Annotated in this window: 26 protein-coding genes and 1 tRNA gene; 18 read left to right on the plus strand and 9 right to left on the minus strand. The window is 36.4% G+C overall.

Annotation, left to right across the window (positions count from 1 at the left end; genetic code table 11):
• Nucleotides 1-445: 445 nt before the first annotated feature.
• Complete coding sequence (locus ACB088_RS01090; protein ID WP_375037773.1) at nucleotides 446-1,144, minus strand: NAD(P)H-dependent oxidoreductase; 699 nt, start codon at nucleotides 1,142-1,144, stop codon at nucleotides 446-448.
• 154 nt (nucleotides 1,145-1,298) lie between these two features.
• Here ACB088_RS01090 and ACB088_RS01095 point away from each other — a divergent pair, with 154 nt between their 5' ends.
• Complete coding sequence (locus tag ACB088_RS01095) at nucleotides 1,299-2,336, plus strand: AraC family transcriptional regulator ligand-binding domain-containing protein (RefSeq protein WP_375037774.1); 1,038 nt, start codon at nucleotides 1,299-1,301, stop codon at nucleotides 2,334-2,336.
• Between the two features lie 48 nt (nucleotides 2,337-2,384).
• Here the strand turns inward: ACB088_RS01095 and ACB088_RS01100 are convergent, their stop codons facing one another.
• Both ACB088_RS01100 and ACB088_RS01105 read right to left on the minus strand, forming a co-directional pair.
• Nucleotides 2,385-3,377: a fatty acid desaturase family protein gene (locus ACB088_RS01100; protein ID WP_375037775.1), complete on the minus strand. Its 993-nt coding sequence runs from the start codon at nucleotides 3,375-3,377 to the stop codon at nucleotides 2,385-2,387.
• Between the two features lie 105 nt (nucleotides 3,378-3,482).
• Nucleotides 3,483-4,283 carry a PaaX family transcriptional regulator C-terminal domain-containing protein gene (locus ACB088_RS01105; protein WP_375037776.1) on the minus strand — a complete coding sequence of 267 codons (801 nt, stop codon included), beginning with the start codon at nucleotides 4,281-4,283 and terminating at the stop codon, nucleotides 3,483-3,485.
• Nucleotides 4,284-4,636: 353 nt separating this feature from the next.
• Here ACB088_RS01105 and ACB088_RS01110 point away from each other — a divergent pair, with 353 nt between their 5' ends.
• The 8 genes from ACB088_RS01110 to ACB088_RS01145 all read left to right on the plus strand — a co-directional run bounded on the left by ACB088_RS01110 (nucleotide 4,637) and on the right by ACB088_RS01145 (nucleotide 10,165).
• The gene (locus tag ACB088_RS01110; RefSeq protein ID WP_005036395.1) at nucleotides 4,637-5,455 is read left to right on the plus strand and encodes an undecaprenyl-diphosphate phosphatase; all 819 of its coding nucleotides are present in this window, start codon (nucleotides 4,637-4,639) and stop codon (nucleotides 5,453-5,455) included.
• Between the two features lie 153 nt (nucleotides 5,456-5,608).
• Nucleotides 5,609-6,607 (plus strand): NAD(P)H-quinone oxidoreductase, encoded by a 999-nt coding sequence (locus ACB088_RS01115; protein ID WP_375037777.1) that lies wholly within the window; start codon nucleotides 5,609-5,611, stop codon nucleotides 6,605-6,607.
• A 208-nt stretch (nucleotides 6,608-6,815) separates the two neighbouring features.
• A complete protein-coding gene (gene hchA / locus ACB088_RS01120; protein WP_375037778.1) occupies nucleotides 6,816-7,691 on the plus strand; it encodes a glyoxalase III HchA in 876 nt (291 codons plus the stop codon).
• Nucleotides 7,692-7,957: 266 nt separating this feature from the next.
• Entirely contained in the window at nucleotides 7,958-8,320 is a 363-nt protein-coding gene (locus tag ACB088_RS01125) for a hypothetical protein (protein WP_375038753.1), read from the plus strand.
• Between the two features lie 35 nt (nucleotides 8,321-8,355).
• A complete protein-coding gene (locus tag ACB088_RS01130; RefSeq protein WP_133747800.1) occupies nucleotides 8,356-8,811 on the plus strand; it encodes a hypothetical protein in 456 nt (151 codons plus the stop codon).
• Nucleotides 8,811-9,242 (plus strand): hypothetical protein, encoded by a 432-nt coding sequence (locus ACB088_RS01135; RefSeq protein ID WP_375037779.1) that lies wholly within the window; start codon nucleotides 8,811-8,813, stop codon nucleotides 9,240-9,242. The genes ACB088_RS01130 and ACB088_RS01135 overlap by 1 nt, the downstream gene beginning before the upstream one ends.
• Before the next feature lie 198 nt (nucleotides 9,243-9,440).
• Nucleotides 9,441-9,806, plus strand: a complete 366-nt coding sequence (locus tag ACB088_RS01140) for a hypothetical protein (RefSeq protein WP_375037780.1) — start codon at nucleotides 9,441-9,443, stop codon at nucleotides 9,804-9,806.
• 65 nt (nucleotides 9,807-9,871) lie between these two features.
• On the plus strand, nucleotides 9,872-10,165 hold the full coding sequence (locus ACB088_RS01145) for a hypothetical protein (protein WP_375037781.1): 294 nt from the start codon (nucleotides 9,872-9,874) through the stop codon (nucleotides 10,163-10,165).
• Between the two features lie 356 nt (nucleotides 10,166-10,521).
• On the opposite strand, the gene ACB088_RS01150 is transcribed toward ACB088_RS01145, so the two are convergent.
• Nucleotides 10,522-10,594, minus strand: a tRNA-Arg gene (locus tag ACB088_RS01150).
• Between the two features lie 356 nt (nucleotides 10,595-10,950).
• On the opposite strand from ACB088_RS01150, the gene ACB088_RS01155 reads away from it, so the two are divergent.
• Entirely contained in the window at nucleotides 10,951-11,163 is a 213-nt protein-coding gene (locus ACB088_RS01155; protein WP_375037782.1) for a TIGR03643 family protein, read from the plus strand.
• A 118-nt stretch (nucleotides 11,164-11,281) separates the two neighbouring features.
• Here the strand turns inward: ACB088_RS01155 and ACB088_RS01160 are convergent, their stop codons facing one another.
• The gene (locus ACB088_RS01160) at nucleotides 11,282-12,637 is read right to left on the minus strand and encodes an amino acid permease (protein WP_003655361.1); all 1,356 of its coding nucleotides are present in this window, start codon (nucleotides 12,635-12,637) and stop codon (nucleotides 11,282-11,284) included.
• A gap of 379 nt (nucleotides 12,638-13,016) precedes the next feature.
• On the opposite strand from ACB088_RS01160, the gene prpF reads away from it, so the two are divergent.
• The 3 genes from prpF to ACB088_RS01175 all read left to right on the plus strand — a co-directional run bounded on the left by prpF (nucleotide 13,017) and on the right by ACB088_RS01175 (nucleotide 15,702).
• Entirely contained in the window at nucleotides 13,017-14,204 is a 1,188-nt protein-coding gene (prpF, locus tag ACB088_RS01165; RefSeq protein ID WP_375037783.1) for a 2-methylaconitate cis-trans isomerase PrpF, read from the plus strand.
• A gap of 159 nt (nucleotides 14,205-14,363) precedes the next feature.
• Nucleotides 14,364-15,275, plus strand: coding sequence for a polyprenyl synthetase family protein (locus ACB088_RS01170; protein WP_005036411.1), 912 nt, complete (start codon nucleotides 14,364-14,366; stop codon nucleotides 15,273-15,275).
• Nucleotides 15,276-15,333: 58 nt separating this feature from the next.
• The gene (locus ACB088_RS01175) at nucleotides 15,334-15,702 is read left to right on the plus strand and encodes an MmcQ/YjbR family DNA-binding protein (RefSeq protein ID WP_375037784.1); all 369 of its coding nucleotides are present in this window, start codon (nucleotides 15,334-15,336) and stop codon (nucleotides 15,700-15,702) included.
• 70 nt (nucleotides 15,703-15,772) lie between these two features.
• On the opposite strand, the gene ACB088_RS01180 is transcribed toward ACB088_RS01175, so the two are convergent.
• The 4 genes from ACB088_RS01180 to ACB088_RS01195 all read right to left on the minus strand — a co-directional run bounded on the left by ACB088_RS01180 (nucleotide 15,773) and on the right by ACB088_RS01195 (nucleotide 18,833).
• Complete coding sequence (locus ACB088_RS01180; protein WP_005036413.1) at nucleotides 15,773-16,627, minus strand: SPFH domain-containing protein; 855 nt, start codon at nucleotides 16,625-16,627, stop codon at nucleotides 15,773-15,775.
• Nucleotides 16,628-16,655: 28 nt separating this feature from the next.
• Complete coding sequence (locus ACB088_RS01185) at nucleotides 16,656-17,117, minus strand: NfeD family protein (protein WP_005309929.1); 462 nt, start codon at nucleotides 17,115-17,117, stop codon at nucleotides 16,656-16,658.
• A 105-nt stretch (nucleotides 17,118-17,222) separates the two neighbouring features.
• Nucleotides 17,223-18,140 (minus strand): patatin-like phospholipase family protein, encoded by a 918-nt coding sequence (locus tag ACB088_RS01190; RefSeq protein ID WP_017392534.1) that lies wholly within the window; start codon nucleotides 18,138-18,140, stop codon nucleotides 17,223-17,225.
• Between the two features lie 66 nt (nucleotides 18,141-18,206).
• Nucleotides 18,207-18,833, minus strand: coding sequence for a lysophospholipid acyltransferase family protein (locus ACB088_RS01195; protein WP_375037785.1), 627 nt, complete (start codon nucleotides 18,831-18,833; stop codon nucleotides 18,207-18,209).
• Nucleotides 18,834-18,960: 127 nt separating this feature from the next.
• Between ACB088_RS01195 and ACB088_RS01200 the strand changes: the two genes are divergently transcribed.
• The 5 genes from ACB088_RS01200 (at nucleotide 18,961) to ACB088_RS01220 (ending at nucleotide 24,568) form a co-directional block, all read left to right on the plus strand.
• The gene (locus tag ACB088_RS01200; protein WP_375037786.1) at nucleotides 18,961-20,220 is read left to right on the plus strand and encodes an MFS transporter; all 1,260 of its coding nucleotides are present in this window, start codon (nucleotides 18,961-18,963) and stop codon (nucleotides 20,218-20,220) included.
• A gap of 73 nt (nucleotides 20,221-20,293) precedes the next feature.
• Entirely contained in the window at nucleotides 20,294-20,485 is a 192-nt protein-coding gene (locus tag ACB088_RS01205; RefSeq protein WP_132071766.1) for a hypothetical protein, read from the plus strand.
• Between the two features lie 273 nt (nucleotides 20,486-20,758).
• Complete coding sequence (locus tag ACB088_RS01210) at nucleotides 20,759-22,048, plus strand: DcaP family trimeric outer membrane transporter (protein WP_375037787.1); 1,290 nt, start codon at nucleotides 20,759-20,761, stop codon at nucleotides 22,046-22,048.
• 181 nt (nucleotides 22,049-22,229) lie between these two features.
• Nucleotides 22,230-23,879, plus strand: a complete 1,650-nt coding sequence (locus tag ACB088_RS01215) for a phosphoethanolamine transferase (RefSeq protein WP_375037788.1) — start codon at nucleotides 22,230-22,232, stop codon at nucleotides 23,877-23,879.
• A 14-nt stretch (nucleotides 23,880-23,893) separates the two neighbouring features.
• Nucleotides 23,894-24,568 carry a DNA-binding response regulator PmrA gene (locus ACB088_RS01220; protein WP_003655381.1) on the plus strand — a complete coding sequence of 225 codons (675 nt, stop codon included), beginning with the start codon at nucleotides 23,894-23,896 and terminating at the stop codon, nucleotides 24,566-24,568.
• The last annotated feature ends 22 nt before the right edge of the window (nucleotides 24,569-24,590 follow it).

The following is a 24,590-nucleotide window of genomic DNA, read 5'->3' on the forward strand; positions in this document are numbered from 1 at the left end:
GTTATATGAACTGAGCAGTACTCATTTTTTATACAAATAAGGTCAATAATGGATGAAATATGAAGGAATATTTTGATTGATAAATTATTTTAATTAATTGATATTTATATTTTTAATCTATTAATAAAGTAGTTTGTTTTAGTGACATTTTTGTCACAAATCCAAGAAAAATGGTCAAAGATTTTTTTGTAAAAATATGAATTAATTGATTATGAAATGAGTATTAGTTGCCATTTTTACTTGATAAGTCTAGTTTCTCTACATCTGTATATTATTGATTCAGTTTTATATTCTTAATTTTATAAAAAAATTTCTCCTTATTTTTTTACCATTTGATCTATTTTTTGGGCAAATTTAGAGTTTATATTTGAGAGGTTCAGCAAGAAAATAACCGAAAATAATAAGCTAGATTCGATTATTCATTTTTTAGAGCTAAAACACAGCGTTAGAGTGGGTATAACTTTTCATCAAATTGTTCAAGTTTAGGAAATTCTAGTGGTTCAAGTTGGTCTAGATGCGTTAGATAAGTTACATAGTCTTCGAGGAGAGTTTCTCTGGCTTCTTGGCTAATATAAGGTACATGGTAGGCAGTGAATGGCGGTAGAACTTCAAAACCAGCATATGCCAAAGTACCGCGTTGGATTGGTGATAGATAATGTTCGATTGGACCGTGAATAGCGTTTTCCCCAAACATGTGTGTTCTACCACCGAGTGTTAAACACAACATGGCTTTTTTACCAGTCATTCCGCCGTGGTTATAAAAGCGTTTACCACCGTAAAAGAGCCCTGAAACAAATACACGATCAATCCAGCCTTTTAAAATTGCTGGTACAGAGGTCCAGTAAAGTGGGAAATTTAAAATGACTAAATCAGCTTTTTTTACTTTTTCAATTTCTGCCTGAATATCAGGAGCTAGAAGTTGATTTTTACTGGCATTTCTTTGTTCTAGAGCATAGTTAAAATAGTCAGGCTGATTGAGCTCTAAAAAATCCTCTTTGGATGCAATAGGGTTAAATTGCATGGCATATAAATCTGAAACCTCTACGCGATGTCCCAATTTTTCTAAGGTTTGCTTTGCTGTACTTTTTAGAGCAGTGGTAAAAGATTGTGGTTCTGGGTGGGCATGGACAATCAGGATATTCATAGGGGCACCTGTGTTTTTCAGAAATTGTGTTGTCTAGTGCAATTAAGCGGATTTTGTTTTGAATCACTATGCATCAATTTAAAAGCATGGCATAGTTCATGAACTGACAGTTTTTACCATTTCGCGCCATTTTATTTTGTTCAATGGGTTGCTCATGAATCCAGAATTACCCGGAACTTATATTAACTTAATGGTCGAGACTGTTAAGCGGTGGGGTGTCTCTTGCGAGCAGCTTTTAGATGGAAGCGGCATAACACTAGATCAATTAAAAAAACCATATTGGTATGTTGAGTTTAATACCTTAAATCAGCTCATTGAGCGGGCCATCGAGTTGTGCAAAGAGCCTGCATTAGCGGGGTATTTGGCTTTAGAAATGACTGCTTCATGTTATGGTTCAGTCGGAATGGCTGCCATGGTTTCTCCAAATTTAGGGGAAGCTTTGAAAATTCTTGAACAGTTCATTGGGTCACGTTGCGAGGTTTTTAAACCAGAAGTAAAACAAGAAAATAATTATGCATATTGGTTCATTCATCAGCCTGTAAAGGAATTTCAGTTGAGTCCAAATGCCAATATTTTTTTATTGGTAGGCTTTGTTCAAATTGCAAAAAATTTAACAGGCTTATCCAATTTAGGGAAAGTTGAATTAAAAATGCCAGAACCGACAGGTTTTGCCAAAATAAGTAGTCAACTGGCAGTCACTTGTTTATTTAATCAAAAACGCAACAGCTGGATATTTCCAAAAGAATATTTAGCACAGCCTGTATTAACTGCAGACCCGATGTTGGCGCCTTTGCTAAACGCACAATGTAAGCGAGATATAGAAAAATTAAAGTTACACAGTGGCTGGAAAGGGCAAGTTAAACAAGTTGCTGAAAAATTACTTGTAAATGGCGAGGTTGAGACATTAAAAGTAAGGCAAGTGGCTCAAGTCATGAATATGTCAGAGCGAACTTTGCAACGATATTTAGCCATTGAAAATACAAGTTTCACCATCTTGGTTGATTCACTTAAAAAGCAACATGCCCAGAAACTTTTAGCTCAAAATAACATGTCGATTGAAAAAGTGGCTTTAATACTAGGTTATGCCGAGACTTCTCATTTTACCCGTGCGTTTAAGCGTTGGATGGGAGTCACACCCAAGTATTTTCAGACCCACAGCAAAATGGATGAATTGAGTTCACATTTGGGTTAGAGAGGCCACTGATTTAATTGCATAACCTCTAAATCTGATTCGAGAGCTCTAAGCCGTTCGTTCTGGCTTACATGAAAGCAACTGAATCACTTCAAAATAGCTAGGTGGTGTCGGGACATGTCCGCGGTCTCTCAATAGACGATGCATGTGTGGCAGTTTGAAGTAGGGAACCGAAGCCATTAAATGATGTTCCATGTGGTAATTGACGTGAATAGGGGCCACAAAGCTTCTAGCAATCCAACCTGCACGTGTTGTACGCGTATTTGTTAAGGCTGTAAGACTCGTTTGCATACCTGCATGCTCCGCCATTGAACGAATTCTTAAAAATAATGGAAATGGTGTTAAATAAGCTAAAGGCCATAACCAATAAAAACGTTGCTGACCAAATGCCTTTAAAACACCATAAAGAGCTGCGTTTGTTGCAATGGCTCCGCTACTGTTTTTTACAAGACTTTTGGCATAATCAACAAGATGTTTATTGCTGCGGTCTAACCAAACCTGATCATTTGCAACGGTCCACTTCATTAAATCGAGATCCATTAGCACTCGACCAAAGCTAAATTTTAATCCCGTCATACCCGTTAAATCGCGTAAGAATTTACGAGTAAGAGATTTTTTGCTTACAGGAAAATCCGACACCAAAGAAAGGTCGGGATCATCTGGGGTAGAGGTTTTTGCATGATGGCGAACGTGATGTTGACGGTACTTGTGTAGATCATTCCAGATTAGACGGGCACACAACCACTCTCCAACAAAGTCATTAATTTGTTTATTTTTAAATAAGCTTTTATGGGATGCATCATGCATCAGAATTGCTAGGCATAATTGGCGACCAGCTAAGATAGCGAGTGCGAGCATACAGGCGAGTAATTTGCCCCAACTAGGTAAGTAATCCCACATCATAATTAAGCTAGCAAATGTTCCCCCAATAACAGCCCATGTACTTGCAACAGCCCAAGCGCCGTAAGCATCTGAAGGCTCCGTGAGTCCTTGTATTTCTTCTCTGCTAAATAGATCGGTAACACTAACCTGTGTATTCATTTTTATTCTCCCAAATCAGATTTTGATATTCATATTTTATATTACTAATATAATCATAAAATTTTAAAAGTTGTAATATTTGTTTGTAAAAAAATAAATCGTTCTTTAATGTGTTAATTCATTTTCATAAAGTTTTTGCCACAGCTTTTGTCCAATCGAGTCTAGCTGTTGTACATTTTGAGCAAATTGATTGCGGGCATGTTCGTTAACAAAGGGAGAGGGCAGCAAAGGATCACTCATTAATAAAGTAATGGTTTCTCGCCCTAGTAACAATGCTTGAGCAGCAGCGTCATTGAGCGGTAATTTTTCATATTTTAAAAGCCACTGCTGAATATCTTGGCTATAGTTTTTGTAGTTTAATTCGAGTTGTTTGGTATCCCATAAAGAAGCAATCAACTGAAGGCTTTTTGAATCAAACTGTTGAATAACACAAATTTTTGTTTCACTTTCAAGGCCTGCTAAAACAAGTTCCTCACATGTTTTTTCGAAACTATAGGCCAAATTGTCAGGTCGAATATAAATACCAGTTTCGAGTTCTTTAAAGCCAAATTGACGTAATGCTCGTTCTCTCTTTTTTAAAGCGGTGCGATCTATGCGACCTAATGTGCCTGTAAATACTGCAATATAATACTGTTGCCATTCTTTGGTTTGTTTAATGCCATTTTTGCGGTTCAAAATGATTTTTGCCCATTCTTTGGTTGATGGCGAAAGTTGATAAATACCGCGCTCGACACTTTCTATCATGCCTTCATTTAATAACCGAGTTGTAGCAACACGAATTCCATTTTCACTCATATTAAAGAGTTTGGCGGCAATTAATATCTGTTTGATGGTGAGTTGAGGATAGGCTGAGGAAAGAAACAAATCGATAATAAGATGGCGTGCATTAATTTTGATATTTTTCATTTAGATAGAATTTTTAATATGAGCTGCATTTAATCACAATAATATCATGTTTTTTTAAGCACTTTTTAAGATCATTTTGTAGAGTAAGAGGCGGCAAAAAGCTTTATCTATAACAAGAGAAATTTTGGCAGTTCTTTACCAAGTTTTATCTTTTTACGATAGTTAACCCAAGTTTGTCATCATGATGTGATACATTATCGCACTTTAAATAAACTGCCTTTAACTAGGGGCAATAACCACAAACGTTAGAAATGATCTGATATTGAACATGTGTTAAGTCAAATTTGAGGCTTACCAATTGCGATAAAACAAATTTTAGATCGTTCTAGTGATTAACTTTCTTTGAGCAAGTTATGGAAAATTTTGAAGTTATAAAAGCACTGTTTCTAGGCTTTGTTGAAGGCTTAACTGAGTTTTTACCCATCTCGAGTACAGGCCATCTGATTTTATTTGGCCATATTATCGATTTCCATTCAGACGGTGGACGTGTATTTGAGGTCGTAATCCAGTTAGGTGCTATTCTGGCAGTGTGCTGGTTATACCGACAAAAAATTATTAATTTGATTAAAGGTTTTTTTAGTGGAGACGTCGAGTCTCGTCATTTCGCTATCAGTGTACTTATTGCATTCTTTCCAGCAGTAATTATTGGTGTTTTGGCCGTCGACTTTATTAAAAGTGTTTTGTTCAGCCCAATTGTCGTTGCTATTGCATTGATTGTGGGTGCTCTTATTATTTTCTGGGTTGAATCTAAGCAGTTTGAACATAAGACAGACGATGCGACCAAAATTACTTTTAAACAAGCACTTTTAGTTGGACTTGCTCAGTGTGTTGCCATGATTCCAGGAACTTCACGTTCAGGTGCAACGATTGTAGGAGGAATGTTTGCGGGTTTATCACGTAAGGCTGCTACAGAGTTTTCTTTCTTCCTTGCAATGCCAACCATGTTGGGTGCAGCAACTTTTGACTTGATCAAAAATGCAGACGTACTTACCGCTGATAATATGATTAATATTGGGGTGGGCTTCGTTGCAGCCTTTATTGCCGCTTTATTTGTTGTAAAAGCATTAGTGCTATTTGTAGAGCGCCATACGTTACGCGTATTTGCTTGGTATCGAATTGTATTAGGTGTAATTATTTTGATTGCAGCAATGTTTTTTAATTTATCGGCTTAAAATCTGATGAAATGAAAGGGCCTAGACTATTCTAGGCTTTTTTATGCCTAAAAATTGATTTGAATTGCCTATTTATACAAAGTAAACCTAAGACACATGTTTTCATTTTAGGTTCATTGTTATATTCATTTAGACAAGATATGGAGCAGATTAATGACCCTTCCAACAACCATGAAAATTATTGAAATTACCGCTCCAGGTGGACCTGAGGTTCTAAAAGTTCAAGAGGCTAATATTCCAGTACCTCAAGCAGATGAAGTCTTGATTGAAGTAAAGGCTGCGGGAATTAACCGCCCTGACGTGTTACAGCGTATGGGGCTATATCCGATGCCTAAAGGTGTTACTCAAATACCGGGACTAGAAATTGCTGGCGTGGTGGTTGCGGTAGGTGACCAAGTGCAACAGTTCAAAGTTGGAGATAAGGTTTGTGCTTTAACAAATGGTGGTGGTTATGCACAGTACTGTGCAGTTGCTGCGACACAAGTATTACCAATACCTGAAAATTTATCGTTTACTCAAGCCGCTGCTATTCCAGAAACATTCTTTACAGTTTGGGCCAATCTTTTTGATATTGGTCGTTTAAAGGCAAATGAAACAGCATTGATTCACGGAGGGGCCAGTGGCATTGGTACCTCTGCTTTAGCCATCTGTCATGCTTTAGGGATTAAGACTTTTGCTACGGTTGGAAGCGAAGATAAAGTTGAGGCACTCTTTGATTTGACCACGGCAATTAACTATAAAACCCAAGATTTTGAGCAAGAAATTTTGAAACACACCCAAGACCAAGGTGTTGATGTTATTTTGGATATTGTGGGTGGCTCTTATTTCCAGAAAAATTTAAATCTATTAAAACGTGATGGTCGACTTGTCATTATTGGTTTTATGGGTGGTCGAATCGCAAAAGAATTTGATTTACAAAAATTGATTTTAAAGCGTGCCACGATTACGGGTTCAACGATGCGAGCGCGTACTAGCGAAGAAAAAGCACAAATTGCCCAATCTTTGCATGAGCATGTGTGGCCATTACTGGCACAAGGTAGGTGTTTACCTCAAATCTATAAAACGTATGCTTTTTCAGATGTACAAAGTGCTCATGAATGTATGGAGCAGGGTGATCACATCGGAAAGATTATTTTAGAAATGAATGCGTAAAGCTGTAATCACTAAAGTTTAGGTGAACGACAGGTTCACCTAAACTAAATTTTATAATTTAAAGCTCTGCCTATTTCTCTATAAAAATTGCCAAATTCTATTGGCAGATTGCACCAGTTCTATGACTTCACCTATAAATTGAGTAAGAAATAAGAATTGGCTCTTAATTTATTATTTCTTTCCATACTGATGAAAAAGGATAGTAACAATGAATACCGCAAATATTGATGATAAAAATCCTACTCCAGATTTGGCTGAAGATAATGCCTTTTTCCCATCACCTTATTCACTGAGTCAATATACTGCTCCAAAAACAGATTACGATGGAACTACATACTCAACGCCGTATACGGGCAGTAAAAAAATCTTAGTGATTGCAACCGATGAGCGTTATATTCAAATGCAAAACGGCAAGTTTTTTTCTACCGGGAATCATCCTGTTGAAATGCTTTTACCGATGTTTTATTTAGATAATGCTGGCTTTGAAATTGATGTTGCGACACTTTCAGGTAATCCTGCCAAGCTTGAAATGTGGGCGATGCCAAAGCAAGAACAAGTCGTATTAGACACCTTTCAGAAATATGCAGATAAGTTAAAAAATCCTCTAAAACTCGCAGATATTTTAGAAAATGTAGTGGGGGAAAACTCACCTTATGCAGCTGTCTTTATTCCGGGTGGGCATGGTGTATTAGCTAAGATTCCACATAGCCTTGACGTAAAAAAAGTTCTTAAATGGGCAGTTGAACAAGATAAATTTATTATTACCTTATGTCATGGACCTGCTGCGTTATTGGCTGCGGCTGTAGACGAAGCGCCTGAAAACTATATTTTCAAAGGTTATCAAATTTGTGTATTCCCTGATGCTTTAGATGCAGGAGCAAATATTGATATTGGCTATATGCCAGGTGCTTTACCTTGGCTAGTCGGTGAGAACCTTGAGAAACTCGGTGTGGAAATTTTAAATAAGGGTATTACAGGTCAATGTCATAGAGACCGTAGATTGTTAACAGGCGATAGCCCACTTGCTTCTAATAATTTAGGAAAACTTGCAGCTGAAACATTGTTGGCTGAAGTGAAGGATTAAGTATATTGTTTTTATCGAAATAGGGCTTTTATTAAGTCCTATTTTTTTATAATAAATAGAGTGTTAGGTGGAAATTTGAAAATGGTAAATGATATAAAATCAGTATAATAAGTAAGAGATAGGAGAATATTAAAATGATAAAAATAGAAGATATAAATCTACTTGAGCAAGGATATAAGTTGGTTTTTGATTTAAGGTCATCTTCTTCAATATTGATGGATGAAAATTATATCAAAAATATACAGCAAACTACGTAGGATAAGGAAATTACTATTGGTCTTAAAGGTGACAATGGTTTATATGCAACAGCTGAATGGTGGGGAAATATCGAAAATTACTATGTTAGAGGGTTAATATTTGAAATAAATGAAGAAAATCCATTTGTAGATGGAAGTACCATGATTACAATTAAAGTAAATGGAACTGATAAAGAAATATTTCAAGATATAGTTTTTACTAATGAAAGAGAAAAAGCTATAAGTAAAGAGCTCTATAAAGTTGGAAATGAAATAGTATCCATTTATATTTTGGATAAATTAAAAGAGGATGGTGTTTGGAATTGGGTAGTAGAAGAAAAACTAGGTGTTTCTCCATTACTTAATAGGGTTTATATTAAGGGTGGGGATTAAAATTATTCTATATTGATGGGTTGTAGGTGTTTAATATGAATGAAGATGAAATTAATATTATAGCCTATAACTATGTGGGTTATATTAAATTATACAAAGATATTATTTTTCCTACTGATGGGAATGAAAATGATGTTATTTATAACCAAAGTGGAGTTAATAGGAGAGAGTTTTCTGGATATATCAGCTTTCCTGAAGTTGAAAATAATACTTTATTTTATATGAAAGCTTTTTTACTTACTCTTACTGTAGATATACCTTGTAAGGAGGAAATTCATTCTTTGATTAAAATATTTTCATATTGTGAAAATCAATCTTCGTTAATTGAAAAGTTATCATTAGGGCTGAAATCTAATTCAAAAGGTCTGGTTTTTAATGGGCTTAAAGAAATAATAGGTGATTTTTACTTGTTTGAAAAAATTGATGACTTGTTTTTCTACGATGGAAGAGAAGAATATTATAAAAAACGTGATGTTGGAGGTAGTTGGTAATGGGGAATTTGTATAGCTTACTGTTTATACCCGTGTTAGTGGCATGCTCTGGTACAGTTGATTTGCTTGTTTCGGGTAATGTTAATAAAGGAATTGTATTTCAACTATCTAAAAGTGATGCCAAAAAGCTTGATAGTGGTTTTAGATTTTATGTAATGGATAATAGTGCTGTTCCTGTTGGTGCGTTGAAAGAAACAGTATGGGAGGTTAAGATAAGCAAGGAAATAAGTTGGTTTAATTTTAAAAAAGATTACACCTATAAATGGACTTATGGAGTTAAACCAAGTGGATTTAAAGAGATTGTAAAGCCCAAGCAGCTAAAGTTAAATACTCAATATTATTATTCGATTGATGGTGAGGCAGGCTATCATGGTTCAGGTTGTTTTTATTTAAATGAGAACAAAATGGTTCTAGATAGTAAGCACTGTTGAATCGGGTACTGTTCATAACTCTAGTCTTATAGTTTATTATCTATAGGCATCATTACGCTATGCTTGTGCCTTATGGGTTAACATAATGTGACGGTTATGATGTGGGCACTAACCAGTTCTAAATTTTTATATAAAAGATATGAAATAAAATAATTTTAAAATAAAGCTATAAGGTTCTATTTGGAGAAAGGAAAAAATATGAGACCTTTTTTAGTATGTTTGATGTTTTTTCTTGGTGGTTGTAAAGCTCTAGAAATTAATAAGGAGTATTATTTTCAGCAAGGTTTTAATGCATCAACTGTTGCGAATTTAACCAATTATATCTATATAATTAAAGAGTTACGAAAACATGGAGATGTTGGTGTTGATATATATATTCCTTTATTACTTATTGCACAAGATATGAGGAGAATATCAGAAAAATATTTAACACTTTATGATAAAAAGAATTTATGTCAAGTTAAGTATTTTATAGATAATAGATATTTAAATGATCAAAGAAAGATTCAAAAAGATCTCTTGGAAACTAAAGAATGGCTTTTAAATCTAAATTACTGTGATTAAATTTATATATGAAAATTTAAAATTGGAATAGTGTCTTAAGAATACTTTGATATTAAAGGAACTGTATGAAAAATTATATTATAAATTTATCTGATGACTTTTCTGAATATGTTTGGGAAATTGAGTTAAAGGGATGTTTTGAGGTGGATATACAGGTATTTGATAAACTATATACATTTAATTTTTATGACCCTATTAGATTGAAACAAAATATTGAAGATGATTTGAGATCAGATCAATATTTTTTCTGTGAAAATCTGGTTGTATTGCCGAAAGTAAATTTAAGGAATATTGAAAAATTTATAGAAGATATAATTGATACTCCTTATCTATTATCTTTTTCTACAAAAATAATCTAATAAAAGGGATAAGAGGTAGGAAGTGAAAGAGACTTATCTTCTAATATATACAAAATATAAATTTCCAATATTTTTGATATATACATTAATTTCTGCTCTTGGATTATTTATGGAATATATCAAGGAAGTTTTATCTATAACTTCCATTTTGGTTGTATTTGCATCAACATTTTTTTGCTTATATGCTTGGTTTAATGGAACTTTTACTTTCGTATTTGCGATAGATGTTAATAGTAGTACAGGAGAGGTTTATTGCAGATGGTGCGTAATTATTTTTAGCTCTTTATTCTATGTGTATACTTTAATTGATCCTTTTCTATAATCATTACTAGTATATCTGTTTACTAGATTATATGTGCGCCCTGCGGGACTCGAACCCACGTCGGTCGCTTAGGAGGCAACTGCTCTATCCAGTTAAGCTAAGGGCGCATAATTTTATGATTATAAACGAAAAAGCTATTGCTAAGGCAATGGCTTTTTCATGTTTTAAGTATTAAAACTTTAGCCATAGTAGGGAATATAGATAAAGTTGAGCCACTCAATGGTTTCACAACCACTTATGCCGTGTAGAAAATTACAGCTTATAAAGCTAAAAAATCACAAAAAATTCATGCTTATCTTTCTATGATCTGAAGCAAAAGATGAAAAGATTCAAGCAAGCAATCGGGTAGATAGCGTTATTACCAGAGAGTTGTTTGTTAAAAATCAGATTTGGCTACCGTATAATTCAAAAGGGCATAACATGAAAAAAATTGCTGAACAAGGACTTATCTAGAATTATTGAAATGGCATGGGAAGATCGCACTCCATTTGAAGCAATTGAGCGAGAGTATGGCTTAAGTGAAAGCGAAGTTATTCGTTTAATGAGATACAACCTGAAAACCAACAGTTTTAAGCTCTGGCGCAAACGTATGGCAGGGCGTAAAACTAAACATCAGCAATTACGTTTACCAGAAATTGAACGAGCTTACTGTTCGCGTCAGTATAAATATGCATAACTTCTAATTTTATTATCGATGAAATTTTAATTTTTACAGTGCATAATTTTCTGATTATGAATAAAAAAAGCCCCTGTCGAAACAGAGGCTTTTTTGTATTTAAGTATGAAATATAGAATTATTGTTTTTTAGAATTCAATAATTTAAATAGTACAAACATGAGAACGATCCAGATTGGAATCATCATCACTGACTCTTTGAAACCTTGGCTCCACATGATGTAGAGAACAACTGCAATAAAGCCTAAAACCAAATAGTTACTAAATGGTGCCCAAAGTGCAGGGAAGTGAGTTTTTTCACCTTTTGCTTTCATTGCTGATCTAAATTTGAGGTGAGTCAAACTAATCATTGCCCAGTTCAATACTAATGCACCAACGACGATATACATTAAGTGACTTAATGCATTTTCGGGTACAAAGTAGTTCAACAGTACACAACCAAAAATTAACAATGCAGAAAGTAATACGGCTGGAACAGGTACGCCTTGTTTGTTTACTTTTTTGAAAACTTTTGGAGCGTTACCTTGTTGAGCTAGACCGTATAACATACGGCTGTTTGCGAACATACCACTGTTATAAACAGATAAAGCAGCAGTTAAAATAATAAAGTTAAGAAGATGTGCAGCCCAACCAATTCCCATTTGGCTAAAAATCATAACGAATGGGCTTTTGTCGAGACCACCAAGATCTAACTGGTTCCATGGCACTAATGAAAGCAAAATTGTCAATGAACCGATATAGAAAATTAAGATACGGAAAACGACTTGGTTAATTGCTTTTGGAATGGTTTTTTTCGGATCTTTTGCTTCAGCCGCTGCCATACCAATTAGCTCAATACCGCCAAAGGCGAACATTAAGAAAGCTAACATATAGAACAGGCCACTAAAGCCATTTGGAAAAAAGCCACCATGTGTCCAAAGGTTGCTAAATGAAATGCTTGAACCAACATCTGCTGTAAACAACAAATAAAGGCCAAAAACAATCATAGAGATGACCGCAGTTACTTTAATAATGGCAAGCCAGAATTCAGATTCACCATAAAATTTAACGTTGGTTAAGTTAACTGCCGTGATTACGACAAAGAAAAATAAGACAGAAGTCCATGCTGGGATATGGGGCCACCAATAATTAATATATTTGGCCACAGCGGTGAGTTCACTCATCGCAACCAGAACATAGAGTATCCAATAATTCCATCCAGCTAAAAATCCAGGAAATTTCCCCCAATATTTATAAGCAAAATGGCTGAACGATCCTGCAACAGGTTCTTCAACAATCATTTCTCCCAAGTGGCGCATAATCAAAAACGCGATTAAGCCGCCAATGGCATATCCTAAAATAATGGATGGTCCCGCAGATTGAATCACTTGCGCCGAGCCTAAAAATAATCCGGTACCAATTGCTCCACCCATAGCAATTAATTGGATGTGTCGATTTTTTAGTCCTCGTTGCAGTGTAGAAGATTCGTTGGTCAAAGGTCTTCACTCACAATGAATAAGTAAATTATTCTAATAGATGGAGTTATTTTAGCCTAGCCTACAAATTAATAACGAGTGACTGAAAAGTACTCTTAAAAAATATTTAAAATCAATAATTTGTATTTAATATTTCAATATCGAGTGAAAAGTGTTCTAAAAAATATAATTTCATATAGACTTTTTTTCTTAGATTTTGCTTAGATTAAGTCATTGCAAGCACATTGCTAAATTCTCAGAATATGCTCACGTCAATACGATTGATGTATAAAAGCAGAGTGCTATCTCTTGACCTTAAAACAATTTAAGATGAAGAGAAGGGTAAACAAGAATGCTTGTTTTGATATAGAAGAACATAATAGTAAGGATAGCAGTTGATATGAGCTCAGTACCGCAAATTAAAATTCCAGCAACTTATATGCGTGGTGGAACCAGTAAAGGTATATTTTTTAAGCTTGATGATTTGCCGGAAAAAGCCCAAGTTGCAGGACAAGCACGAGATCAACTCTTACTACGTGTAATTGGTAGTCCAGACCCTTATGGAAAACAAATTGATGGGATGGGGGGAGCCACTTCTAGTACTAGCAAAACTGTTATTCTCGCGAAAAGTACTCAGCCAGAGCATGATGTAGATTATTTATTTGGTCAGGTTTCAATAGATCAGCCTTTTGTAGACTGGAGTGGTAACTGCGGAAACTTAACTGCTGCGGTTGGCTCTTTTGCTATTTCAAATGGTTTAGTGGATGCAGACCGTATTCCTGAAAATGGCCTTTGTACTGTTCGAATTTGGCAAAAAAATATTCAAAAAACCATTATTGCCCATGTGCCTATCACCAATGGTCAAGTTCAAGAAACTGGTGATTTTGAACTTGATGGGGTGACGTTTCCTGCCGCTGAAGTTCAAATTGAGTTTTTAGATCCAGCCGATGATGGCGAAGAAGGCGGCGATATGTTTCCTACAGGAAATGTAGTCGACCAATTAGACGTTCCTGATATTGGTTGTTTCCAAGCGACATTTATTAATGCTGGAATTCCAACTATTTTCTTAAATGCAGAAGATTTGGGTTACCAAGGCACTGAATTACAAGATCATATTAATAGCGATGCGGCAGCACTGGCACGTTTTGAAAAAATTCGTGCGTATGGTGCGGTACAGATGGGTTTAATTAAAGATATTTCAGAAGCAGCTGCGCGTCAGCACACACCAAAAATTGCTTTTGTTTCTAAACCAAAAAACTATACCGCTTCGAGTGGTAAGTCTGTTTCAGAGAGTGATGTTGATTTACTGGTCCGTGCTTTGTCGATGGGTAAATTGCACCATGCCATGATGGGAACAGCGGCAGTTGCGATTGGTACAGCGGCTGCCATTCCAGGAACATTAGTAAACCTTGCGGCTGGTGGCGGTGAACGTGAAGCGGTACGTTTTGGGCATCCATCTGGAACATTGCGTGTTGGCGCTCAAGCTGAACTTGTTAATGAACAATGGGCGGTTAAAAAAGCCATTATGAGTCGTAGTGCACGTGTGTTAATGGAAGGTTGGGTGCGTGTTCCAGGTGACAGTTTCTAAACTTTATCTAAATAAAGAGCCTCTCAATATGTAGAGGCTTTTTTACGTCTGCCTTTAAAAACTCAGCACCCACTTTTCACAGTGAATCGTGTATGATGTAGCGCATGAATGCTTCATTACATTCAATAAAATTTCTCTACTGATTTTATCGAGGCGACTGTGTCATCACTCTCTCAAGTTAATGCGGATGTTTTAAAACAAGCTCAACAACGTATTCAACAAGATTTATTGACGACATTGGCCGCGTTCTCAATTCCAGAGCCTTTAAAAAGTGCAGTACACCATGCAGTTATGCTTGGTGGAAAACGTGTGCGTCCAGCTTTATGTTATGCCACTGCTTCTTTACAGCCAAATCCAAATTTTGCTGCGGCTCGTCGTGCGGCGGTTGCTGTAGAGTTAATTCATTGTTATTCACTGGCTCATGATGATTTGCCTTGTATGGACAATGATTTACTGCGTCGTGGTCAGCCGACTTGTCATGTTGCGTTTGGTGAAGATACTGCTTTGCTTGCAGGCGATATTTTACAATCAATGGCTTTTGAAGTTTTAGGTAGCCGTTTGTTCGATGAACAAGGGCAGGGTACTGATGCTGCGATTGTATTAAAACAAATGCAGATTTTAGCAACTGCCAGCTCTAAAATGGTCTCTGGACAGGTGTTAGACTTACAAGCTGAAGGCAAGCAAATTGCTCAAGACGAACTAGAAAATATCCATCGCAATAAAACTGGTGCACTCATTCAGGCTGCAATTATGATGGGTGCAGTCACCATCTTTTCTGGAACAGATCAAGCAATTCCAAAATTGCGCCAATATGGGCAGACGATTGGATTAGCTTTTCAAGTGTTAGACGATATTCTCGATATTACGTCGAGTACTGAAGCTTTGGGTAAAACTGCTGGTAAGGATGAGCAAGTGCAAAAATCGACATACCCAGCCTTAATGGGTCTTGAACAAGCACAGATCTATGCAAAAGAATTGCACGATCAAGCTTTTGAAGCCTTAGCTCATTTTGGTGATAATGCAAAAGAATTAGTTGATATCTCACAATTTCTTTTAGCGCGTACGAACTAATAATATTAAATCAATATTCATAACTTCTATTCATGCGAAATGAATAAAGGAGAAAAAAATGAATGGTGAACAACTCCATCAAAAAGCAATTGAAATTGCGCGTAATCTTCCCTTTAGTCAACTGACTCATCCGTTTGGGCCTGACTATGAAGTTTTTAAAATTTTAGAGAAAATGTTCATGCTGACGACAGAAGTTGCAGGCGTCAAAATGATTAATGTGAAGTGTGATCCGTATAAAAGTCAGGAATATCAGGAACTCTATTCATTTATTATTCCGGGCTATCACATGAATAAAAAGCACTGGATTTCGATTACACCGCATAAGAACTTAACAAGCGATTTACTTCAAGACTTAATTCATGATTCTTATGATTTAGTTGTAAAGAAATTACCTTTGAAAGATCAGAAAAGATTAAAAAACCAATAATATAAAGCATAAAAAACGGCGACATGATAGTCACCGTATTGATTTTAATTACTTATTTGAAGTAATTGAGTTAATTATGCTTTCCCATAATACCGCGAATTGTATTTAAAACATCGGCAGGTAAAACCACAGTTTTAGCATTATTAGATTTCGCCATATCCTGCATTGCTTTTACATATTGTTCACCCAAAAGGTAAGCAACCGGAATCTCTTTATCGCCCACTGCACTGGTCACCATTTCAATTGCACGTTGAGAGGCTTCAGCTAACACGACTTGAGCTTCTGCATCACGGCGAGAAGCTTCTAAACGACCTTCTGCACTTAAAATAGCAGCCTGTTTTTCACCATCGGCTTTGGTAACAGCAGCACGACGTTGACGTTCTGCGGCAGCTTGCTCTTCCATGGCAGCTTGCATGGTATGAGACGGTTGAATGTCCTGAATTTCGACTGTTTTTAAGGTAATGCCCCAATCTGAAATATCGTCAGAAATAGCAGCTTTTAACTTCGCCTTAATATGATCTCGTGAAGACAATGCATCATCTAGGTCCATTTCACCGACAATCGAACGTAATGAGGTTTGTACAAGGTTTTGAATCGCCCATGTGTAGTTTTCAATACCGTAAACTGCTTTTTCTGGTGTGGTTAAATTAATATAGGCCACAGCATTCATGAGCAATACGGCATTGTCACGTGTAATCACTTCTTGCGACGGAATATCTAGCACAATATCTTTCGTGGTAATTTTATAAGCCACTTCATCGATATAAGGAATCACAAAATTAAGTCCAGGGTTAAGGGTCGTGTGATATTTACCTAAACGTTGGACAATCCATTTGTAGCCCTGAGGAACAATACGAACCCCTTTAAAAATGGTAACACCTACAAAAGCCAAAAAGGCTAAAACAATAATAGTACCGACTGGCATGAAAATACCCTCTCTTTATCTTTAATGTTTATGAAGTACTGTGGGTTTGAACAATTAAGTCATTACCCGAAATGTCAATAACTCTGACACGATCGCCCACTTTAACAGGAGTGGTGCTCCGACAATTCCACTCATCGGCCCCTAAAATAGGCATTGGAAAGCGAACAATAATTTGATCATGGTCTAGACCAGTTTGAATCACCATTCCAATTTGACCAATAGTTGCTTCACGGGGGAGACCCGCTTTCGTTTTATCAATTGATAAGGGTTTAATAAACTTGAACCAAAGAATGGTGCATAGCACTGATAATATTATCCACAATACAATTTGCGTTGTGAGGCTAATATCTGGAAATAACCAATAGAGAATGCACACCATAATGGCGGCAATACCAAACCAGAGTGCGGCAAAGGCAGGTAGAATCAGTTCAGAAAGAATAAGTAAGATACCCAATACAAACCAGTGCCAAGGTTGTACAACAAATTCCATAAATCTGCTCTTTTATATATCTTTATGATGGGTAAAAGTGACTCAATATCACTTTTACCACTGTAGCAGATGATAGGAAATGTGGATAGAAAAAAACCACTTCAATTAGAATTTAGAGCGGGGCGCGGGCTTAAATGCTGCTGGAGATTTTTTGAAGTTTGCAATTGCACCTTCAATTTGACGCATTTGAGCTTGGGCAGCTTTTTCACCTTCTAAAATTGCTTCATTACTGGATTTCAAGTCTAGTGTACCTAAATGACCAACCTTAGGTTTAATTACCACATTCGCCTGCTTGAGTTCTTCATTAATACTTTGTTGGCCCATAATGTTAATCGTCTGATCAAGCAATCCCCACATATTGGCTGGGCGGTTACCTGCTGGACGCGCGGAGATATCAACCGCAATCACAATATCTGCACCCATATCACGAGCTGTTTTTACAGGAATTGGGCTGACTAGGCCGCCATCTACGTATTTTTGATTGCCGATTGTGGCAGGGACGAACACATTAGGAATACTGCAAGATGCACGTACGGCTTGGCCTGCATTACCTTTAATAAAGTCTGCTTTTTGACCATTATCAAGACGAGTTGCCACAGCCGCAAAACGGATTGGGAACTTCTCAATCGGTTTATTGCCAACATTACGGTTAACGTAGTCTTGTAACTTTTGTCCGAGAATAATGCCCTGACGATTAAGGGTTAAATCACGGATATCAGACTCTTGTAATTTCAGAGCCAGACTTTGCAATTGATAAGGTGTTTGCCCACTCGCGTAGATACTTCCAACAAAGCTACCAGCGCTGGTACCCGTTACAATTTTAGGTTTAATTCCATGAGACTCTAAAACCTTGATCACACCAATATGTGAAAATCCTTTTGCTCCACCGCCACCTAAAGCAAGTGCGATGACAGGTTCACGGGCTTTAATTGAAGTAGTCGGCGTTGGTGTTTTGCTAAATTTATCACAGCCAAAGAGTGCTAGAGAGATAAATCCAATACTGGCAAATTGAGCAATTTTCATCTTTAAAAATAATCTATGTCGAGATAAATTAAGAAGGGCCATAAGACCAGATTCGTTCAATTTTTGCTAGGTTTTTTTCACTAGATTTTGTAAAGGTTCGGCAAGCCAATTGCGATTTTTGGGTGAAATTTTTCCTTCATAGCGGTCAAAAATCTTTTGTAGATCTTCATCATAGTTTCCACTTGGGTCTAAGTGACCTAAGCAGTGAATCGTTTTATGGTCATAATCAAAAGAAAACATCACAATTGGGATATTGGCTTTTGCGGCAATATGGTAAAAACCACTTTTCATTTTTTTTGCTTTTTTACGTGTGCCTTCGGGCGCCATCCCAATCCAGATCTTGTCATATTTTTGAATCGTGGCGACGACTTGTTCAGTTAGTCCATTGGCTGTGTCACGTTTAACTGGAATAACACCAGCCCAATCTAACACCCGTTTAAAAGGTGGTTTAAAAAGAGCATCTTTACCCAAAACCGTAATCTGGATACCTAATCCGAAAATGGCAAGAAAACCATACCACCCATCAATGTTAGACGTATGAGGTGAAATAATCGCAACCGCTTTTGGATAATTAGGAATTTCGCCTTTAATTGTCCAACCTTGCGCTAAAAAAAGTTTTTTAAATAGTGCTCGGCTTAACGCAGTACCGCGTTGAGGTACCAAATGAGGTAAATTAGGGAAATGTTGATCCATATTTTTTAAATTTTAACTTGTCCTTGTTTAATCTTAATCTTTTGAAATATATGCTTCATTGGCAAAATGTAAGAACAACATGACATTTGATGTTATTCCTCATTAAACAAATAAAAAGTAGGTATATATGTTTCGGCAGCAAAATCTTTATCTTCTGCTATTTTCCTTATATTGGGCGCAAGGGCTGCCTGTCGGTTTTATGACCCATGCCTTACCCGTTATTTTAAGGGCGCAAGGTGTGTCACTCGCCCATATTGGTGGCTTTGGCTTACTCATGTTGCCTTGGTCAATCAAGATCTTTTGGGCGCCGTGGGTTGATCGACATGCACTTTCACGTTTAGGGCACTACCGTAGCTGGATTCTACCTACGCAGTTTTTGACGGTGGGTGTGCTGTGTATTTTGTCTTTTTTCCCCATTCAAGCTTTAGACCAGCCTCTTTATTTATTTGCCTTTTTTATTTCGCTTCTTTTAATGAACTTAACAGGAGCAACACAAGATATTGCTACCGATGCTTTGGCTGTCAATTTGTTACAGCATGACCAGCAACATTGGGGAAATACATTTCAGGTGATCGGTTCCCGACTCGGTTTTATTGTCGGGGGAGGCGCCGTACTCTGGTGTTTAGACTGGTTGACATGGCAACCCACTTTTTTGTTATTAGCAGCTTTGGTGTTTTTAAATACGTTACCCATTTTATTATTTAAAGAACCTAAACACACTTCTCATTCAAATAATGAACCTCAACTTAACCAACAAAACTTAGTCATAAAGATTAAGGCCTACTTGAGTTATTTCTCTCAAAATAAAGAGCTTCGTTCTTGGTTGGTTGTACTTATTACTTTTAAAGTAGCAGATGGTTTAGCTGGACCATTACTTAAACCTTTAATGGTTGATATGGGACTAAGTTTTACTCAAATTGGCGTTTATATCACGATGCTCGGTGCTGTAGCGGCACTGGCAGGGGCTGCAATTGCAGGTTGGCTGCTTAAATACTTCTCTAGACCTACGGCCTTAATTGTTTTTTCAGTATTTAAAATTATGAGCTTAGCGGCTTATACCTATTTAGCTTATGCCTACGAACAGAAAATTCAACTCAATGTTTGGGGAGTTTATGCCGTAAATGCTTTAGAGGATGCATTCTCTGCAATGTTGTTGGTGGTTATGTTGACCTTAGTTATGCATTACAGTCGAAAAGAATATGCGGGTACAGATTTTACCTTTCAGGTTTCAGTCATGGCGACTGTGAGTGGGGGGCTTTATAGTTTGAGTGGAGTGTTTGGAGATGCCTTCGGTTATTTCCATTATTTGATAGCTATTGTCATTATTGGAGTGATCACTTTACTGCCTATTTACCTCTGGAAACATGCAAAACTACAAGAAAAATAATGTTAACTAAATGAAATAAATAAACTTAATGTCGCTTAAGGAGTGATCTAATCTTTATCTAATACCTTTGTCTATGTTTTTAAAAATGTATGTTTTTAGCTATTTAAATGCTTTATTAATTATGCCATCTTGTTTGGGTAGCAAATGGAAGCTAACTGGAGTAAAAATGGATTTCGTTAACAAGAAAAATCATGTGAATCAATCAAAATGGGTAGAAAAATGTTCAAGTAGATTGGATATTAGCCTAAAGTCTAAAAAAGAATAATGAAATAACGATTTAATCATTCTATAAGATAAGAGAGTTGTGTAGGATTCGTTACAACATGAAGTTAAGGTAAAAATCTGTAAGTCAAAGTATGTTTTTTATGTCTTTGGTTATTGGTTTTGGTCTTGCATAACGTTGAAATTGGTTTTGGTTGCGGTAATAAAATTAATGTAACCAAAGTGGAGGAGAGTTGATTTTTTAGCCCCCTAATTTAATGGCGTAAATCAACTTGGCATGGATAGGCAACATAAAATATATTTTTTGGAGTTTTTGATGGATCTATTCCTTAATCGTAAATCTTTCGTTATTAAAAGTTTAGCTCTTACAGTTACAGCTTTAATGATGAGTGGGGCACATGCTGCAACTTCCGACAAAGCGGAAATTCAACAGCTTCGTAAAGAAGTTGAAGCTTTAAAAGCTTTAATTCAACAACAAAGCCAAGTACAACAACAACAGCAGCAAGTACAGCAACAACAGCAAGTACAGTTAGCTGAAGTTAAGGCACAACCGGTTGCTGCACCAGTTTCGCCTTTAGCATCATTAAAATCTAAAGCTGGTGCTGATGTGAACCTATATGGTTTTGTTCGTGGTGACGCTAACTATATTATTGAAGGTGCGGATGGTGACTTTGCTGATGCAAGTAAGTCAACTGGTGAAGCAAAAGATAAATTGCGTGCGACTGCGAAAACGACGCGTCTAGGTTTAGATTTTACTGCTCCTGTAAGCGGTGCAAAAGTAGGCGGTAAAATTGAATTAGACTTTGCAAGTAGTGACAATAACAAATCTGAAAACGTACGTATTCGTCATGCTTACTTAACTTATAACAACTGGTTGTTTGGTCAAACAACGTCTAACTTCTTGTCTAGCCATGCGCCAGAAATGATCGATTTCTCGACCAACATTGGTGGTGGTACAACACGTATTCCACAAGTACGTTATAACTATAAATTAGCTCCTGCAACTCAGTTATTTGTTTCAGCAGAAGAAGGTAATAGTTCGGCAACAGGTGACTCAGTTAAATACAGACTACCTGTATTAACAGCTAAAATTACTCAAGGTTACGCTGCAGGTAATGGTAATGCTTCTGCTCGAGCTTTTGTTGAAAACTATAAATCTGGTAAAGGTGATGACCAAACAGGATGGGGTGTTGCTGCAGGTACCGACTTTAAAGTATCAGATCCTTTAAAACTATTTGCTGATGCATCTTATGTAGTAGGTAACAGTAACTACTTATATGGTAGTAATTCTGCTTATACTTTAGTTAATGATAATATTGAACAAAACGAATTTGTAGCAGTACAAGTAGGTGGAACTTATAAAATTTTACCTAACTTACGCGCTACTTTAGCATATGGCGCCCAGTTCGCTGATGACGGCACAGACTACGCTAAAGCATATACTGCGGGTAATGAAAAAGTTCAACAAGCATGGCTGAACGTAATTTACTCACCAGTTAAGCCAATTGACTTAGGTATTGAGTATGTCAACGGTAAACGTGAAACCTTTGCTGGTGATGACTACAAAGATAACCGTGTTGGTTTAATGGCTAAATATAGTTTCTAAGAACAATATTTAGTTAAAAATAAAAAAAGACGAGGTTAAATCTAACCTCGTCTTTTTGTTAGAAAAAATTTTGAAATAAGTGTTTTTTTAAGGTATCTGTCGTAGATCATTTTTTATTTAAGTCATTTTTAAGTTTCAATTTCTACAGTAAAGCATCATAAAAAGATTGTAGTTCCCCAAGATGCTGAATTTTTTTTCTATATTAAAAAATAAACAGATTTCACTGTTTATGTTTAATTTCATTATAGCCATTTGGTTAGGTGCAATTCTAAATATTGGTTTTTATAATAAAGTACATCTTTTAACTCCATATTTTGGAGTAAAGGCTATTCTATTTTTAGCTGCTACAGTGGTTATTGTTGTTGCTGCTTATTATGCGATTTTACAAATTTTAAATTGGAAATGGACTGCCAAATTTTTTGCAATTTTGCTGGTCTTCATTGGTGGTTTTAGCTCTTATTTTGTTAATACGTTAGGTGTAATCATCTCGCCTGATCAGATTCAAAATATGATACAAACAGATGTATCTGAAGTTTCTGATTTAGTTTCATTACGGTTTGGGCTTTGGACAGTTTTCTTTGTAGTTTTACCTATTATTTTAATTACTCAAGTAAAACTTAAAAAAGAAGAAGTCTCTCATTTATTGTTGAAAAAAGTCGGCTCAATTGTCGCTTCTTTTGCAATTGTCGGTATTTTACTATTTACTTATTATGTCGATTTTGCTGCTATTTTTCGTGAACATCGTGATTTAAAAGGCATGATTTCTCCTCAAAATAGTATTTCTTCTTTAATGTCTTATTATCACAAAATGGCACCTAAGAAGAACTTGCCGCTCATACGTTATGGGGAAGATGTTCATCAAGTTCAGCAAGTACAAAGCAACTTGCCTAAATTAATGGTTTTAGTTGTAGGCGAGACTGGGCGTGCGGAAAGTTTTTCACTCAATGGTTATGCCAAAAATACGAATCCGGAACTTTCTAAACAGGATATTTTGAATTTTTCTCAAGTCAGCTCATGCGGTACAGCGACTGCTGTTTCGGTTCCATGTATGTTCTCTGGTATGCCTCGCGTTAACTATGATGAGCAACTTGCGAGTCATCGTGAAGGTCTATTGGACATTGCCAAGCGTGCAGGTTATCAAGTGACTTGGATTGATAATAATTCTGGCTGTAAAGGTACTTGTGATCGTGTTGAGCAGTACCAAATTCCAGAAAAATTAAAGCAAAAATGGTGTAAAAATGGCGAATGCTTTGATGATATTTTAATTGATAGCTTAAATGAGTATTTAGCCACTATTCCTAAAGAAGATACGCGTCCACGACTCATTGTTCTACATCAAGTCGGAAGTCATGGCCCTGCTTATTACAAGCGTGCACCTGCGGCATATCAACCCTTCAAACCGACTTGTGATACTAATGCAATACAGGGCTGCTCTCGAACAGAGTTATTAAATAGTTATGATGACACGATTGTGTATACAGATCATGTGTTAAGTCAGATGATTAATAAACTAAAAGAATTATCGAAATATCAAACAGGTTTATGGTATTTATCTGATCATGGTGAATCAACTGGTGAACATGGTATGTATTTGCATGGTTCACCCTATGCAATCGCACCGAGCCAACAGACACATGTACCAATGATTATGTGGTTTTCCGATAGCTGGAAACAACACAACCTTGCACAAGTGAGTTGTTTAGGCCAACAAACTAAAGAAAAGTTAAGTCAGGATAATTTATTCCCAAGCTTGTTAAGTTTGTTAGATGTAAAAACTCAGGTCATCAACCCTCAACTGGATATGCTGCACTCTTGTGCCCATGTGAATTAAAGCGAGCCTACAACATGACAAAAATCTTGATGATTGAAGATGATTTTATGATTGCTGAGTCAACAATAACGTTGCTGCAATATCATCAATTTGAGGTGGAGTGGGTCAATAATGGCTTAGATGGTCTGGCTCAGTTGGCTAAAAATAAGTTTGATTTAATTCTTTTGGACTTAGGGCTGCCTATGATGGATGGCATGCAGGTCTTAAAGCAAATTCGCCAAAGGGCAGCAACCCCCGTCTTAATTATTTCAGCACGAGATCAGTTACAAAACCGTGTTGATGGATTAAACAACGGGGCAGATGATTACTTAATCAAACCATACGAATTTGATGAGTTACTTGCTCGGATACATGCGCTGTTGCGCCGTAGTGGGGTGGAAGCTCAGCTTGCGAACCATGAGCAACTATTACAAAGTGGTGATCTGGTTTTAAATGTTGAACAACATATTGCAACCTTTAAAGGTCAGCGGATCGATTTGTCGAATCGTGAATGGGCGATTCTTATTCCTTTAATGAGCCATCCAAATAAAATCTTTTCTAAAGCAAATCTTGAAGATAAGTTATATGATTTCGATAGTGATGTGACCAGTAATACAATTGAAGTATATGTGCATCACTTGAGGGCTAAACTCGGGAAAGACTTTATTCGAACTATTCGAGGGTTGGGTTACCGTTTAGGGCAATCGTAACTTAAATTTTGGAACTTCATAA

The organism is Acinetobacter sp. RW6, from assembly GCF_041956835.1.
Classification (GTDB): domain Bacteria; phylum Pseudomonadota; class Gammaproteobacteria; order Pseudomonadales; family Moraxellaceae; genus Acinetobacter; species Acinetobacter calcoaceticus.

Bases quoted from the DNA above. Each gene is read 5' to 3' on its own strand.
- ACB088_RS01130 (WP_133747800.1), top strand. From the start codon at position 8,356: ATGAATGAAGATGAAATTAATATTATAGCCTATAACTATGTGGGTTAT.
- ACB088_RS01100 (WP_375037775.1), bottom strand. From the start codon at position 3,377: ATGAATACACAGGTTAGTGTTACCGATCTATTTAGCAGAGAAGAAATA.
- ACB088_RS01195 (WP_375037785.1), bottom strand. From the start codon at position 18,833: ATGGATCAACATTTCCCTAATTTACCTCATTTGGTACCTCAACGCGGT.
- ACB088_RS01210 (WP_375037787.1), top strand. From the start codon at position 20,759: ATGGATCTATTCCTTAATCGTAAATCTTTCGTTATTAAAAGTTTAGCT.
- ACB088_RS01190 (WP_017392534.1), bottom strand. From the start codon at position 18,140: ATGAAAATTGCTCAATTTGCCAGTATTGGATTTATCTCTCTAGCACTC.
- ACB088_RS01155 (WP_375037782.1), top strand. From the start codon at position 10,951: ATGGCATGGGAAGATCGCACTCCATTTGAAGCAATTGAGCGAGAGTAT.
- ACB088_RS01105 (WP_375037776.1), bottom strand. From the start codon at position 4,283: ATGAAAAATATCAAAATTAATGCACGCCATCTTATTATCGATTTGTTT.
- ACB088_RS01140 (WP_375037780.1), top strand. From the start codon at position 9,441: ATGAGACCTTTTTTAGTATGTTTGATGTTTTTTCTTGGTGGTTGTAAA.
- ACB088_RS01175 (WP_375037784.1), top strand. From the start codon at position 15,334: ATGAATGGTGAACAACTCCATCAAAAAGCAATTGAAATTGCGCGTAAT.
- ACB088_RS01115 (WP_375037777.1), top strand. From the start codon at position 5,609: ATGACCCTTCCAACAACCATGAAAATTATTGAAATTACCGCTCCAGGT.
- ACB088_RS01090 (WP_375037773.1), bottom strand. From the start codon at position 1,144: ATGAATATCCTGATTGTCCATGCCCACCCAGAACCACAATCTTTTACC.
- ACB088_RS01185 (WP_005309929.1), bottom strand. From the start codon at position 17,117: ATGGAATTTGTTGTACAACCTTGGCACTGGTTTGTATTGGGTATCTTA.
- ACB088_RS01145 (WP_375037781.1), top strand. From the start codon at position 9,872: ATGAAAAATTATATTATAAATTTATCTGATGACTTTTCTGAATATGTT.
- ACB088_RS01205 (WP_132071766.1), top strand. From the start codon at position 20,294: ATGTTTTTAAAAATGTATGTTTTTAGCTATTTAAATGCTTTATTAATT.
- prpF (WP_375037783.1), top strand. From the start codon at position 13,017: ATGAGCTCAGTACCGCAAATTAAAATTCCAGCAACTTATATGCGTGGT.
- ACB088_RS01180 (WP_005036413.1), bottom strand. From the start codon at position 16,627: ATGCCAGTCGGTACTATTATTGTTTTAGCCTTTTTGGCTTTTGTAGGT.
- ACB088_RS01215 (WP_375037788.1), top strand. From the start codon at position 22,230: ATGCTGAATTTTTTTTCTATATTAAAAAATAAACAGATTTCACTGTTT.
- ACB088_RS01135 (WP_375037779.1), top strand. From the start codon at position 8,811: ATGGGGAATTTGTATAGCTTACTGTTTATACCCGTGTTAGTGGCATGC.
- ACB088_RS01200 (WP_375037786.1), top strand. From the start codon at position 18,961: ATGTTTCGGCAGCAAAATCTTTATCTTCTGCTATTTTCCTTATATTGG.
- ACB088_RS01110 (WP_005036395.1), top strand. From the start codon at position 4,637: ATGGAAAATTTTGAAGTTATAAAAGCACTGTTTCTAGGCTTTGTTGAA.
- ACB088_RS01220 (WP_003655381.1), top strand. From the start codon at position 23,894: ATGACAAAAATCTTGATGATTGAAGATGATTTTATGATTGCTGAGTCA.
- hchA (WP_375037778.1), top strand. From the start codon at position 6,816: ATGAATACCGCAAATATTGATGATAAAAATCCTACTCCAGATTTGGCT.
- ACB088_RS01095 (WP_375037774.1), top strand. From the start codon at position 1,299: ATGAATCCAGAATTACCCGGAACTTATATTAACTTAATGGTCGAGACT.